This window comes from Actinomyces sp. Z5 (assembly GCF_003287795.1).
Lineage (GTDB): Bacteria > Actinomycetota > Actinomycetes > Actinomycetales > Actinomycetaceae > Actinomyces > Actinomyces glycerinitolerans.
Map to the genome: position 1 here is coordinate 30,096 of NZ_QMIN01000064.1, position 13,346 is coordinate 43,441.

The 13,346-nt window shown below is 68.7% G+C and carries 10 protein-coding genes; 3 read left to right on the plus strand and 7 right to left on the minus strand.

Annotated elements, in window-relative coordinates; translation table 11 throughout:
* Nucleotides 1-8: 8 nt before the first annotated feature.
* The gene (locus DRB06_RS08975) at nt 9-1,760 is read right to left on the minus strand and encodes a DUF885 domain-containing protein (protein ID WP_111819754.1); all 1,752 of its coding nucleotides are present in this window, start codon (nt 1,758-1,760) and stop codon (nt 9-11) included.
* Between the two features lie 457 nt (nt 1,761-2,217).
* Nucleotides 2,218-3,018, minus strand: coding sequence for a TrmB family transcriptional regulator (locus DRB06_RS08980; protein ID WP_181575240.1), 801 nt, complete (start codon nt 3,016-3,018; stop codon nt 2,218-2,220).
* A 345-nt stretch (nt 3,019-3,363) separates the two neighbouring features.
* On the opposite strand from DRB06_RS08980, the gene DRB06_RS08985 reads away from it, so the two are divergent.
* Nucleotides 3,364-3,780, plus strand: coding sequence for a DUF2000 domain-containing protein (locus DRB06_RS08985; RefSeq protein WP_181575241.1), 417 nt, complete (start codon nt 3,364-3,366; stop codon nt 3,778-3,780).
* Between the two features lie 210 nt (nt 3,781-3,990).
* Here the strand turns inward: DRB06_RS08985 and DRB06_RS08990 are convergent, their stop codons facing one another.
* Nucleotides 3,991-5,646 carry a Na+/H+ antiporter NhaC family protein gene (locus tag DRB06_RS08990; RefSeq protein WP_258522215.1) on the minus strand — a complete coding sequence of 552 codons (1,656 nt, stop codon included), beginning with the start codon at nt 5,644-5,646 and terminating at the stop codon, nt 3,991-3,993.
* Between the two features lie 172 nt (nt 5,647-5,818).
* Here DRB06_RS08990 and nrdF point away from each other — a divergent pair, with 172 nt between their 5' ends.
* Nucleotides 5,819-6,793 carry a class 1b ribonucleoside-diphosphate reductase subunit beta gene (gene nrdF, locus DRB06_RS08995; RefSeq protein WP_092610757.1) on the plus strand — a complete coding sequence of 325 codons (975 nt, stop codon included), beginning with the start codon at nt 5,819-5,821 and terminating at the stop codon, nt 6,791-6,793.
* Nucleotides 6,794-6,852: 59 nt separating this feature from the next.
* Nucleotides 6,853-7,941 carry a hypothetical protein gene (locus tag DRB06_RS16155; protein WP_181575242.1) on the plus strand — a complete coding sequence of 363 codons (1,089 nt, stop codon included), beginning with the start codon at nt 6,853-6,855 and terminating at the stop codon, nt 7,939-7,941.
* Between the two features lie 3 nt (nt 7,942-7,944).
* Here the strand turns inward: DRB06_RS16155 and DRB06_RS09010 are convergent, their stop codons facing one another.
* The 4 genes from DRB06_RS09010 to DRB06_RS09025 form a co-directional block, all read right to left on the minus strand.
* Nucleotides 7,945-8,409, minus strand: coding sequence for a hypothetical protein (locus tag DRB06_RS09010; protein ID WP_108965511.1), 465 nt, complete (start codon nt 8,407-8,409; stop codon nt 7,945-7,947).
* Nucleotides 8,410-8,475: 66 nt separating this feature from the next.
* Nucleotides 8,476-9,654, minus strand: a complete 1,179-nt coding sequence (locus DRB06_RS09015; protein WP_111819760.1) for an ABC transporter ATP-binding protein — start codon at nt 9,652-9,654, stop codon at nt 8,476-8,478.
* A gap of 98 nt (nt 9,655-9,752) precedes the next feature.
* The gene (locus DRB06_RS09020) at nt 9,753-11,501 is read right to left on the minus strand and encodes an iron ABC transporter permease (RefSeq protein ID WP_111819761.1); all 1,749 of its coding nucleotides are present in this window, start codon (nt 11,499-11,501) and stop codon (nt 9,753-9,755) included.
* 133 nt (nt 11,502-11,634) lie between these two features.
* On the minus strand, nt 11,635-12,699 hold the full coding sequence (locus DRB06_RS09025; RefSeq protein WP_073329752.1) for an ABC transporter substrate-binding protein: 1,065 nt from the start codon (nt 12,697-12,699) through the stop codon (nt 11,635-11,637).
* Between the last annotated feature and the right edge of the window lie 647 nt (nt 12,700-13,346).

Here is a 13,346-nt window from a genome sequence, read left to right on the forward strand (position 1 = left end):
GCGTCGACCTAGTCGGCCAGCGCCTCGCGCATGACATCCAGGCCCACGCTGCCCAGCCGCAGCGCCCGCATGTGGAAGTCCTTCAGGGACTCACCGCGGACCAGTGCCTCGTCGCGGGTCGCCTCCCACAGCCGCTGGCCGACCGCGTAGGAGGGCGCCTGCCCCGGAAAGCCCAGGTAGCGGTCCAGCTCGAAACGTAGGAAGGACTCGGTCATCGCCACGTTGTGGCGCAGGAAGGCCCAGGCCGAGTCGGCGTCCCAGACGCCGTCGCCGACGCCGGGCAGCTCGGCCAGCTCCGGCGGGCGCCGCTTGCCCAGGTGCACGCCGATGTCCAGCGCCACGCGGGCGGCCCGCAGCCGCTGGGAGTCGAGCACGCCCATGCGGTCGCCCGGGTCGTCCTGGAAGCCGAGGTCCGCCATCAGTTGTTCGGCGTACAGGGCCCAGCCCTCGCCGTGACCGCTGACCCAGCAGGCCAGGCGGCGCCAGGCGTTGAGCTCGTCGCGCACATAGGTCTGCATGCCGACCTGGAGGTGGTGGCCGGGCACGCCCTCGTGGAAGACGGTGGTGCGCTCCTGCCAGGCGGCGAAGGTGTCGGTTCCCTCCGGCACGGACCACCACATGCGGCCCGGCCGGGTGAAGTCGTCACTCGGACCCGTGTAGTAGATGCCGCCGGTGGCCGACGGCGCGATGCGGCACTCCAGGGTGCGCAGCGGGGCGGGGATGTCGAAGTGGGTGCCGTCCAGGGCGGCGATGGCATCATCCGCGGTGCGCTGCATCCATGCCTGCAGGGCGGCGGTGCCGTGGATGGTGCGCGCCGGATCGGCATTGAGCCGGTCCATCGCCTCGCGCACGCCCACGCCCGCGCCGTACAGCCGCGCGGCAATCTCCCGCTGCTCGGCGTCGATGGCGGCCAGGCGCTCGCGGCCCCACTCGTAGGTCTCATCCAGGTCGACCACGGCGCCCAGGAACTCGCGGCTGAAGCGGGCGTAGCGCTCGCGACCCACGCCGTCCACCTCGCTGGCGAGCGGTGCGATCTGTTCGCCCAGGAAGCCGGCGATGCGGCCGTAGGCGGCGCGGGCCTGCGCCGAGGCGTCGCGCAGCTCCGCCTGCAGCGACTCGGGCAGGGGGGTGCCGCCTACGGTGGTGGCGGCGTCGATGAGCGCCGTGTAGGAGCTGGAGGACTCCGCCGCCTGGGTGCGGGCCTGGCCGATGCAGGCCTCCACCTGACGGCGGGCGGCCACGTCGCCGCGGCTCGCGGCCAGGCGCAGCGAGTCGCCGTACTCCTCCAGGGCGCGGGGCACGTCGCGCAGGCAGGCGGCGAAGTCCGCCCAGTCGGCCTCGGTGGCGGTGGGAAGGTTGTCGAACAGGTCGCGCAGGTTCTGGATGGGAGAGTCGATGTTGTCCAGGCGGCGCAGCGCCTCACCGGCGTCGGCCGCCTCTATGGCGACGCCCAGCCGCTCGCGCATGGCGGCCACGGTGACGCGGTCGACCGCGTCGACCGGGGCGACCTGCTCCAGTTCGGCGAGCGTGCGCCGGTCCAGGTCGGTCAGTGCGTCGAGCGCCTCGGGGGAGTAGCCGTCCAATTCGCCGCGGCGGCCGGGCAGACCCACCGACACGGCGAACTCGGGGGACAGGTCCGCAAGGCTCTCCACGTAGCGCTCGGCAACGGCATCGACGGGGGTAGGACGGCGGACGGAGCCGCCGACGGGCTGGGCCGCAGTGGGCGTCGCGGACGGGATGTCGGAGGGAGTCTCGGTCATGGGCTGAGATTAGGGCATAGGGCGGCGGTGCCTGCGCCTCGACGAACTCGCGGGGGCTGCAGCGTCGCGGATGGTGAGGCTCCGTCTGGTGAACTGGGTGGAACTGGGAACCGTGGCGGGCGCGGGAGCGGGGCGGCTCGCCTCTTCAGGCGGGACTCGGACCTCTCTAGGTGGCGCATTGAAGCGGTGTTGCACGCAACGGCGCCGCGACGATTCCGTGGGAGGGCGAGTTTTCGCTGGAATCTCGCTGTTCCTGTGTTCGGCTGGATAACCGTGAGTAGGCTCCAGTGTGCAACGAGGACCTCGCTGCACACTGGAGCGAGGCCACGTGTTTGTGCCGGCGATTGTTTTCCGCATGATTCTGCGGTTCTTCCTCCCAGGTGCTGAGCCGTTGCGTGCAACGCTCTCGCTGGCAGAGTCGGCCCGGGTGGCAAGCGCTTGGCGCCCCGGTGCTTGATCAGTTGAGGGGTGCGTACTTGTCCCTCAGTTTCTGGAGGCTGGGGCCGAAACTGCGTTCCAGGATGTCCCCGTGGCGGGCCAGCATCTCCAACTTGTACAGGTCGTGCCGCACGAGCTCGGTCACGGGCACCACCAGGCCGGGGTGGCTGGTCCAGGCGGCGCGCGAGTGCGCTCCGGCGGAGACGTTCCCGGCCACGAGTTCGCGGTCGTCGATCGAGACGACCACCCACCTGCCGCCCAGCCCGGCGGTGACGGTGTCCGTGGCGGGGTGGGGGTGGACGGTTGCACAGTCGAGCTCGATCTCGCCATAACCGACGATGATGATCTCCACGTCGCGGTCCGCGGCCCGACGCAGGCTGTCTTCCAGGGCGGGTACGTCCTGTGCCCACAGCTCGGCGAGGATGCGGTGCTGCGCGGCGGCGATGAGTCGGTTGGCCCGCTCAATAATGGCGGCACGTCCCTGAAGGTCCCAGATGGCGCCATCGTGGACGGCATCGGCCGCGAAGGCGGACAGTGAGGCCTCAGCGGCATCAAGATTGTCGTTGAAGCGGGAGCGCAGACGAGAGATGAGTTCGCGCGGGGGCAGGGGTGCGTACAGCTGCGGCTCGCCGCGCGAGAGCTGGACGTAGTCGTCGGCGGCCAGAGAGGCGAGCACCTCGTAGATCTTGGAGCGAGCAATACCGGCCCGCTTGGCGATGGCGTAGCCGGTTGCCGGCGCCTCCTCCAACAGCGCCAGGTAGGCGCGGGACTCCCAATCGGTCATCCCCAGTGCCTGCAACTGCTCCGCTACTGAAGCCATGATCCGCATCCTCCAATTCGCAACTGCGTACAGGGGCAGGGGAGACGCCGTGACCGTGTGGTGGCGTTTGACCGCGATGCATCGGCGTCGGCGTCCATCGGTGCACGACGCGCCCGAAATGCTCGGGTGGCATCGAGTGCCCCGGAGCACCCCGCCGAAGCCTAGTCACCCAGCAATCTATTCGCATAGTCACCTAATGGGTGACTACTATGCCCTGCATGGGTCGAGCCCGCCCTGGCGTTCACCGGAGGCCAACTTGGTCTCCCGCTTCACCCGCCCGTTCCGCGGACCGGATCAAACCCGTCCGCCAGCCGATATTCATCAATCCCTCTAAGGAGACCCGCCGTGAGCCAGCAGAACGCGACCAAACGCAAGATCGTCATTGTCATCGCCGAGGGCACCACCGCCGCCAGGGCAGCGAACGCCAGCGCGCTGCTGGCGCTCACCATCGGCGCCCGCCATCAGGACCTCATCGGCCCCGACGTGCCCGACGCCGACGGCCGCCTGCACGCCGGCATCTCCGACACCCCCGTTCCGGTACTGGTCGCCCCCGCGGAGCACCTGGCCGAACTCGCGCAGGCGCAACCGCCCATCGAGATCATCGGCTTCACTAAGACGGCGGCCGGGGCGCACACCTATGACAAGTACACCCGCGCGCTCGCGGCCGTAGCCTCCGCGGACCTGGACTACCTCGCCGTGGCGCTCATCGGCCCGCGTGCGCAGGTCACCTCGCTGACCGGCTCCCTCCCGCTGTACCGCTGAGTCAATGGACTCCTCCGATTTGGAGGTGTGGCGAGTGGCTGTCGTCATCGGTTCAGGTGTGGGGGCGGGCAGGTAGACCGACAAGCACCTGGCGGCGGTTGACGGTTTACGACCTTGGGGTGCGTTTCACGACCACCCCGGGGTCGTAAAACGCATCCCAAGGTCGTGATTCGACATCAAGGCCGCCGTGGAGCCCGATCTGGTGGGCCCTCAGGCCGAGGACGGCACCTCTTCATGCCCGTCGCCGGCCGCGGGCGCGGACGAGGCGTCGCTCGCCGGGCCGATTACCGGCAGCCACACGCGGACGGCGAGGGCGAAGCCCACCAGTGCGGCGACGGCGACAACAACTCCGAGCACCCCTGAACCCGTCGCCGAGAACACCACATACCCGAGCAGCGCCGCGCCCGCGCTGGCGCCCGCATAGGGGAGCTGCGTGTTGACGTGGGTGATGTGGTTGCAGCCCGCGCCCGTGCTCGACAGGATCGTCGTATCAGAGATCGGGGAGCAGTGATCGCCCCACACGGCGCCCGCGAGCACTGCCCCGAACGCGGGGATCAGCAATTCGGCGCCCCCGGCGACCGCGCCCATGATCTCCCCCGCGATCGGCAGGAGAATGCCGAAGGAGCCCCACGAGGTGCCGGTGGCGAAGGCCATCGCCCCCGCGACGACGAAGAGCATCGGGATGAGCCACCGTGCCGACACCGCGGTCGACTCGACGAGTGAGCCCAGGTAGGCCCCCGTACCGAGTTCGGCGATCAGCGAGCCGAGCATCCAGGCGCACAGGAGGATCTTGATGGCCGGAAGCATCGAGCGGGCGCCCTCGACGACGCCCCTGGCGGCGGTCTTCGCCTCGAACACCGGGTCCTCGTGCGTGAAGTGGAAGTAGTAGAAGGCGGCGGTTGCGAGCCCGAGGATCCCGCCGATATTGAGGGATAGGGCGACGTCGGTGCTGGCGAGGACTTCGAGAATGGACCAGGAGCCGGAGGCTCGGTGGCCCGTCAGAAAGATGCCGCCGACCACGCCGGCAACCAGTACGACGAAGGGCACGATGAGGGCGCGCATCGCCCCCGGCTCGTGCCGCGGCAGGGAATCGGTGAGCTGGCCGGGGATCTGCTCGTCGGGGTCGTACAGGCCACCGGTGGAGAAGGCGCGGCTCTCCTCGCGGCGCATCGGGCCGAAGTCGATCTCCAGGACGACGGTGATCCACAGCAGGGTCAGGGCGGCGATGGCGTAGTAGTTCATCCCTGCGGAGCGGATGAAGGCGCCGGCGTCAGAGACCTGGATGCCGACGGCCGCGACGATCGGCCCCATGATGCCGATGATTGACGCGCCCCAGCTCGAGAAGGGGGCGAGCACGGCCACGGGTGCGGAGGAGGAGTCGATCAGGTAGGCGAGCTTGGCCCGCGACACCCGCTGCCGGTCGGAGACAGGGCGGGCGACCTGCCCGACGGCCAGGGCGTTGAAGTAGTCGTCCACGAAGATCGCGGTTCCCAGCGCCGCCGCGAGCACCTGGGCGCCGCGGCGGGTGCGGACCCGCGTCATCGCCCACTCGGCGAAGGCCTGGGTGCCGCCGGACATCAGCACCAGGGAGGTGATGACGCCGAGCGTCAGGAGAAAGACCAGGATGAGGATGTAGTAGGAGTTGGGTGCTCCCTCCGACCAGAAGATCTGGGAGAAGGCCTCCCAGACCTTGGCCAGGGTGCTGAGGATGCCGCCATCGGCAACCAGGAAAGCGGCGGCAACAATGCCCACAGCCAGGGACGAGATGACCTTCTTCGTCCCAATGACCAGCGCAATCGCCAGAAGTGGCGGGACGAGGGACAGTACCGGGTAGGACTCGATCATCAACAGTTCCATTCGTTGCATGCCGGAAGGGCACCAGGCTAAGGCATCAGCAGTCCGGGTCTGCGGGAAGCCTCGCGCATTACGTGCATGCGTCGGCCCCGGCCGCGGGGCATCTCACGTCGGCGCGGCCGGGAGGGCGACGTCGTCGTCGGTAGCATGAGGGGCCTCAACTGAGCACACCCGGGAGGACCCCATGCCTGAGCCCATCAAGCTCATCGACCGCGTCCAGGCCATCAACTGGAACCGGCTCGTCGACGACAAGGACCTGGAGGTCTGGGACCGCCTCACCGGCAACTTCTGGCTCCCGGAGAAGGTGCCGCTGTCCAATGACGTCCAGTCCTGGGCCACGCTGAACCAGGCCGAGCAGAACATGACCACGCGCGTGTTCACCGGGCTGACCCTGCTGGACACCATCCAGGGGACCGTCGGCGCGGTCTCGCTGATCCCGGACGCCCGCACCCCGCACGAGGAGGCGGTGCTGACCAACATCGCCTTCATGGAGTCGGTGCACGCCCGCTCCTACTCCTCGATCTTCTCCACCCTGATCTCCACCACCGAGATCGACGAGGCCTTCCGCTGGAGCGAGGAGAACGAGAACCTGCAGCGCAAGGCCCGCATCATCCTCGACTACTACCGCGGCGACGACCCCGAGAAGCGCAAGGTCGCCTCCACCATGCTGGAGTCCTTCCTGTTCTACTCCGGCTTCTACGCCCCCATGTACTGGTCGGCGCACGCCAAGCTCACCAACACCGCCGACCTGATCCGCCTGATCATCCGCGACGAGGCCGTGCACGGCTACTACATCGGCTACAAGTACCAGCTGGCGGTGCGCGAGTCCTCCCCCGAGCGCCAGGCCGAGCTGAAGGACTACACCTTCGAGCTGCTCATGGAGCTGTACGACAACGAGGAGCAGTACACCGAGGACCTCTACGACGAGCTCGGCCTGACCGAGGACGTCAAGAAGTTCCTGCGCTACAACGCCAACAAGGCCCTGATGAACCTCGGCTATGAGGCGCTGTTCCCGGCCGACACCACCGACGTCAACCCGGCGATCCTCGCCTCGCTCTCGCCCAACGCGGACGAGAACCACGACTTCTTCTCCGGGTCCGGCTCCTCCTACGTCATCGGCACCGCCGAGGCCACCCAGGACGAGGACTGGGATTTCTAAGAACTGGGTTCTCTCCGGCCTCTGCGGATACTGGTGCGGCATCCCAGGTGGGGAATGAGATGAGCGAGCCCGCCGCGTCCGCCGCCGGTTCCCGGCCACGGGGGCGCGCGTGGCGCCTGCCCGGCGGTCGGGGCCTGTGGGCGGCCGTCATCTGCTGCCTGGTGGTGGTGACGGCGGTGACCCTGGCGGTGATCTCGTATAACTCGCCGCTGAGTCGGCTGAGCCGGCAGGTGGAGTCCTGGGCCGACGGCCAGGACGCCGTACTGACGGCGACGACGCAGCTCTATCCGGAGTGGCCTGAGCTGCTGCCGGAGCGCCTCGTGGTGGAGGCGGAGATCCGGCCCGATACCACCGCCGCCGAGGTCTGTGAACTGGCGGATCAGCTCAACGGATTATTCGAGCCCGAGGCCGGTGACGACATCCGCCGCGATCTCAGCCTGCGCCTGACCAGGAGCGGAACCAGCATCGTCTACGAGGACCAGTTGCTTTGGCCGCGATCGTATGCGGGACGCGACTGGGAGGCGCCCCACTGCGCCCCGCTGGAGTACGCCTACGACTTGGCGGGCCCGGGCGTGGAGGAGATCGTCGCCCGCCCCGACTCCCTGCGGGTCACGCGCGCCGACGCCGACGCGGTCCCGACGGGCCTGGTTGCGCGCGCCCCCGCCGACGCCGGAACAAGGGCGACGGCCACGGATAATGTACGCGTGCGCGGCTGGCAGGTGGAGGTCAGGGCCGACTCGGATAAGACCGTGCCCACAGAGGTCCTGGGTCCCGTCATGGAGGCGCTTCCGGCGAATGACGAAGGCTCGGTTTGGCTGGACTCCCAGGGCGATACCGCAAGCGTTCGGCCCGCCGATTCAGTTGTCAGTCTGACCGCACGGTGGCTGGAGGACCAACCGGGCGGGCCGACGGTCGAGGAGCAGGCGGCGGCGGTGCTGGCTGCGGTAGAGGGAACGCCCGGGCTGGAGCTGGTCGGCATCTGCGCTTCTAAGTGGCTCGCCAACACGACGGACGACCCGGATTCCACCGGCAGTTGCGTGTACTTCGACCTCGACGCCGACGGCGCCATCGTCCCGGACACGCCCTTTCCGCACGGGCTCGCCGACCCGGACGCCCTGTATGCGGCCGCGCAGGAGCGGCGCGGCTGAGCGCTAGCGGCGCAGCTTCACGGCGCAAGTCCCGCTGAAAGCCACCGAGAGGAGCATCAGCGGCAGGCCCGGTCCGGCCTCGGCATTACCGACGGCGTCGCTGACGGAGCCGTGGCACGCGAACAATACCAGTGCGGTAAGTGCTGTCAGTGCGGCCATACCGCTGTCTACCTGCTCATTCTTTGCGCCTACGCGCATGGCCGCGCACAGCCAGAGTACTGCGGCCATCAGAGCTCCAATGACAGCATATGAACTAACTCCCTCGAATTGCTTCGATGCTTCAAGCATCCCCAAAAGAGTGAAGGCCTCCGCCTCGCGGCTGTAAAAGCACAGGTACCACGGACTGATCGCGGAGCCGACCATGCAGGCCAGGCCTGCGCACAGCAAGGCGATGCGCAGCGCTGCGTACAGGTATTCGAGCGTGATGGGATCGGTGCGGTCTTTTCTATCCTTCAGTGCGATTGCCACACCCGTAGATTACGGGATGGTGACGGGCGCTTGCAGTGCGTGACCGGGGCGGCGAGGGCCAACGACTCACTCGCCGTCGTCGGGCAGCACCCAGGCGCGGGAGGGGGCGAAGCTGACGCGCACGGCGTCGCCCTCGGCGTGCACGGCGCTGACGTCCGGGTCGGACTCCAGGCAGACGATGGTGCCGACCTGCGTCTCGACCTCGTACTCCACGTGGTCGCCGTAGAAGACGGCCGACAGCACGCGGCCCATGTCGCCCACGAGCTCGCCCGCGTCGGCGGCCTTTCCGGCAGCGTCGTAAGGCTCCAGGTGCACCGACTCCGGGCGCACCACCACGGTGACGGCGTCCCCATCGCGCACGTCCGCATGGCAGGCGGCCTCGATGCCGCGTCCCAGCACCTGCACGCCGCAATTGCCCGCGGATACGTTCTGCGCCGTCGCTTGCAGGAAGTTCGCCCGGCCGATGAAGTCCGCCACGAAGGTGGAGGCGGGCCGCCGGTAGATCTCCTCCGGCGTGGCCACCTGCTCGATCCGCCCCGCGTTCATCACCACGATCCGGTCGGACATGGTCATCGCCTCGGACTGGTCGTGGGTGACGTAGATCGAGGTGATGCCCATGCGCTGCTGCAGACGGCGGATCTCCAGGCGCATGCGCACGCGCAGCTTCGCGTCCAGGTTGGACAGCGGCTCGTCGAACAGCAGTACCTTGGGCTGCACCACCATGGCGCGCGCCAGTGCCACGCGCTGCTGCTGGCCGCCCGAGAGCTCATTGGGGGCGCGGTCCGCCAGCGAGGTCAGGTTCATGGACGTCAGTGCCACGTCCACCTGCTCGCGCATCTCCTCCGCGGGCACGCGCCGCAGCTTCAGGCCGTAGCCGACGTTGTCGCGCACGGACAGGTGCGGGAACAGGGCGTAGGACTGGAACACCATGGACATGGGGCGCCGGTTGGGTGGCAGCGAGACCATGTTCTGCCCGTCGAGGATCACCTGCCCCTCGGTGGCGTTCTCGAAGCCGGCGATCATGCGCAGGGTGGTGGTCTTGCCGCAGCCGGAGGGGCCCAGGAAGGTGATGAACTCGCCGGGGGCGACGTCGAGGCTCACCCCGTGCACGGCGTACACGTCCTTGCCGCGGCCCGAGAACACCTTGACGACGTCGCGCAGCTCGAGGTGCCCGGTGGGGGCGTCCTTCTCGGTGGCTGAGCGCTCGGAGCGGTCGGTCGACGTGGAGGTGGCGGAAGTGGTCATGTGGGAGCCTCCTTGGCTCTCGCCCCGCTGGCCGGGGCGTGGGTGGCTGGGTGGGTGAGTTCGGGGCCGACGACGCCGCGCGGCCCGGCGGGGGCCGCTCAGCGCGGCTCGCGTCCCGCGCCGGTGCCGCGTATGAGCAGGTTCAGGCCGCCGATCACGGTCATGACGATCAGGATCAGGATGGTGCAGAAGGCGAAGGCGTTGCCGAAGCGGCCCGCGTCCACCTCCGCCAGGATCTGCGAGGTCATGATCTTGGTGTGCGGGGTGGTGATGAAGATGATTGGGGACAGCGTCGTCATGGAGCGGGCGAAGGCGTAGACCAGACCGGTCAGGAACGCCGGCCGGATCAGCGGCAGCGTGACCCGCAGGAAGGTCTGTGCGCCCGAGGCGCCCAGCGAGGTCGAGGCCTCGTCGATGGCCTTGTCGATCTGCTGCAGGGAGGCGATGCCGGAGCGCTGCCCGGCGGGCATGGAGCGCGCCACGTACACCATGACGATGGCCATGGCGCCGCCCGCGATGGCGCCGCCGCCGGCGAGCGGGGCGATGATGTTGACGCCGAACAGGGCCACCGGCCGGTTGAAGGTCACCAGGTAGCCGATACCGATGACCGTGCCCGGCACGGCCAGTCCCAGCATGCCCAGGAAGTCGATCAGGGCGGCGCCGCGGCGCATCCGCACCACCACCAGCCAGGCCACGAGCATGCCCAGAATGCCCGCGATCGGGGTGGCGATCAGGGCCAGGATCGTGGTGTCGATCATGGACTCGTTGCCGATGCCGGACAGCAGGTACTCGAAGTGCCGCAGCGTGAAGGAGTTGTTCACGCCGAGGATCTCCACGAAGGCACCCACCACCACGGCCGCGTACACCGTCACCACCAGCGCCAGCACCGCCACGGAGACGGCCAGCAGCGGGATGCGGGCCACGTTGGCGCGCAGCAGCTCGAAGGAGCCGGTCGGTTTGCCCGTCACCGTCACCGTGGAGGACCGGCCCGACCAGTACCGCTGCAGCAGGAACACCAGCAGGGAGGGCACCAGCAGCACCAGGGAGTAGGCGGCGCCCGCCGCGGTGTTGTACTCGCCGTTGATGGCGATGTAGGCGCGCGAGGCCAGCACCGTGTAGTCCCCGCCGATCACCAGCGGGTTCGCCAGGTCGGCGATGGCCTCGGTGAACAGCAGCAGGAAGGAGGCGCCCAGGCCCGGCACCACCATCGGCAGCGTCACCGTGCGGAACACCGTGAACTTGGAGGCGCCCAGGGATGCGGCCGCCTCCTCCATGGACGGGTCGAGGCTGCGCAGCATGCCCACCAGGTTCATGTAGGCGACCGGGAAGAATGACAGCGACAGCACCAGGGTCAGCCCCGGCAGGCCGTAGATGTTCCACTCCTGCCCCAGTAGCTGGGTGGAGATGATGCCGTTGCGCCCGAACAGGGTGATCGACGCCGTCGCCACCGCGAAGGGCGGGGAGACCACCGGCAGCAGGCAGATCAGGTGGAACAGGCGCTTGCCGCGGAAGGCCACCCGCACCTGCACGTAGGCCAGCAGGAAGCCCACCAGGGTGCCGACGGTCCCCACCACCGTGCCCAGCACGAGCGTGTTCAGGACTGTGGCCCGGTTGGTGCGGGAGGAGGCGAGCTTGCTGAGCACGGCCAGCCCGTCCGCGGACAGCGCCTCGCCCAGGACGCGGCCCAGCGGCAGCAGTACCAGGAAGACGAGGACCAGGAGGACGACGACGAGGATCGTCGTCGTCACCGGGTCCTGCTTGACCCGGGTGCGGCCGCGGGCGGAGCTCTTGGCGGGAGGTGTCTGGGTGAGGGAGGCGGCGGTCAAAGGGGGCGCGCTTGAGGTCATGGGTGGTCCTCGGCTGGGTCTGGCGGGGAGTGGTCGATGGCGGCCGTCCCGGTTGAGGCGGACGCATGGGGCGGTGTGGCCGGTGCGGGCTACCACGCTGGTGTCCGCACCGGCCGACGACCGGGTGCCGGGCTTACTCCTTGGGCTCGGCGGCGATCTCCTCGTCGAAGCGGGCGGTCAGGTCGGGCTTCGCGGCGGCTGCCGCCGCGAAGTCGTAGTCGATCAGGTTGATGTCGTCCAGGTTCGCCATCTTGTCGCTGGTGTCGGCGTCGGGGTTGGTCAGCACCTGGTAGGAGCCCACGGTCTGGCCGACGTTCTGCCCCTCGGCGGAGATGGCGAAGTCGATGTAGGCCTGGGCCGCCGCCTTGTGGCTGGACCCGGCCACCAGGGCGACGCCGCCGACCTCGTAGCCGGTGCCCTCCTCGGGGAAGGAGACGACCAGGTCCGTCATGCCCTCCTCCTGGTACTTCACGCAGTCGTGGGAGAAGACCAGGCCGACGGCGGCCTCACCGCGCCCGGCGATCTGGCCGGGGGCGGTGCCGGACTTAGAGTACTGCAGCACGTTGTTGTGCAGCTGCGCCATGTACTCCATGCCGGCGTCCTCGCCGCCCAGGCGCGTGACCTGGGTCCACAGGGTGGTGAAGGCCGTCCCGGAGGTGGAGGGGTGGGCCACGGAGACCTGACCCTTCAGGGCCGGGTCGAGCAGGTCGTCCCAGGAGTCGGGGACGTCCACGCCCAGCTTGTCCAGCTGGGTCTGGTTGGAGCAGAAGCCGAGCGCGCCGATGTAGACGCCGGTCCAGTTGCCGTCGGGGTCCTTGTACTCGTCGGGAATCTTGGCGGCCTCGGGGGAGGTGTAGGCCTCGATCAGGCCCTGGTTGACGGCCTCGCCGTAGCCGTCCACGGGGCCGCCGTGCCAGACGTCGAACTCGGGGTTGTCCTTGGCGGAGGCCAGGCGGGCGACGGTCTCGCCCGAGGACAGGCGCACGTAGGTGGCCTTGATGCCGGTCTGCTCGGTGAACTTGTCGGTCCAGGCCTGGCACAGATCCTCCATCGCGCCGCAGGCGACGGTGATCGGGCCCTCGTCGGAGCCGGCGGCGGAGGAATCGGAGTCGGTGGAGCCGGCACAGCCGGACAGGGCGAGTCCGCCGGCCATGACGGCTGCTAGCAGCGCGGTGCCGTACCGCGAGAAAGTACGCATGGGAATGCCTTTCGGGAAGTGTTGGCGCAGCTGTGCGCCAAGTCACCACCATGATGCCGGGCGCGAACGACGGCGGCGATGGAATGACGATCGCGAACTGTGACAGCGGTGTCATTTTTGTGGACCGCGCGGACTCGCCGAGATCGGTTGAAATAACCACCGAGATCGGTTGAAGTTACGTGCTGAGCTCGGTTCCGTACGGGATGCTGGTTGTTGCTGGGCCGACGTGTAGGCGGCTCACGCGGGAACGAGTCTCCGGTACGGGGCCGTGTCCGAGGCAACGGGGATGCCAGTCGTGGACTGGCCACGTCGTCAGACAGCCACGCCGGCTCGACAAATCCGGGGCGACGCACTTGGGGGCCGGAAGAGCCGCTGGCGGTTCTTCCGTTTTGGGGGTGCGGTGGGTTGAGGGATGGTGTGCGTCTAGATTGTCTGTTGCGTGCGCGGCAGATCGGGTGCGGTGCGTGGCGTGATGGGCGGGGGTGGAAGAGAGCGCCGTGGATCTCGGCGGGCCACGGTGGATCGGGTGCGGCGACGGTTCGTGCGTTTCGACGACGGTTCGTGTGTTCGGGTCGACGGTTCGGCACCTAGAGGTACGTACCGTCGCTGTGATGTCTCAGGACATCGGTGACAGTTTTGTGTCAGGA

Excerpts from the sequence above, each read along its gene's own strand:
- DRB06_RS08975 (WP_111819754.1), bottom strand. The coding sequence starts at position 1,760 with ATGACCGAGACTCCCTCCGACATCCCGTCCGCGACGCCCACTGCGGCC.
- DRB06_RS08980 (WP_181575240.1), bottom strand. The coding sequence starts at position 3,018 with ATGGCTTCAGTAGCGGAGCAGTTGCAGGCACTGGGGATGACCGATTGG.
- DRB06_RS08990 (WP_258522215.1), bottom strand. The coding sequence starts at position 5,646 with ATGCAACGAATGGAACTGTTGATGATCGAGTCCTACCCGGTACTGTCC.
- nrdF (WP_092610757.1), top strand. The coding sequence starts at position 5,819 with ATGCCTGAGCCCATCAAGCTCATCGACCGCGTCCAGGCCATCAACTGG.
- DRB06_RS16155 (WP_181575242.1), top strand. The coding sequence starts at position 6,853 with ATGAGCGAGCCCGCCGCGTCCGCCGCCGGTTCCCGGCCACGGGGGCGC.
- DRB06_RS09015 (WP_111819760.1), bottom strand. The coding sequence starts at position 9,654 with ATGACCACTTCCGCCACCTCCACGTCGACCGACCGCTCCGAGCGCTCA.
- DRB06_RS09020 (WP_111819761.1), bottom strand. The coding sequence starts at position 11,501 with ATGACCTCAAGCGCGCCCCCTTTGACCGCCGCCTCCCTCACCCAGACA.
- DRB06_RS09025 (WP_073329752.1), bottom strand. The coding sequence starts at position 12,699 with ATGCGTACTTTCTCGCGGTACGGCACCGCGCTGCTAGCAGCCGTCATG.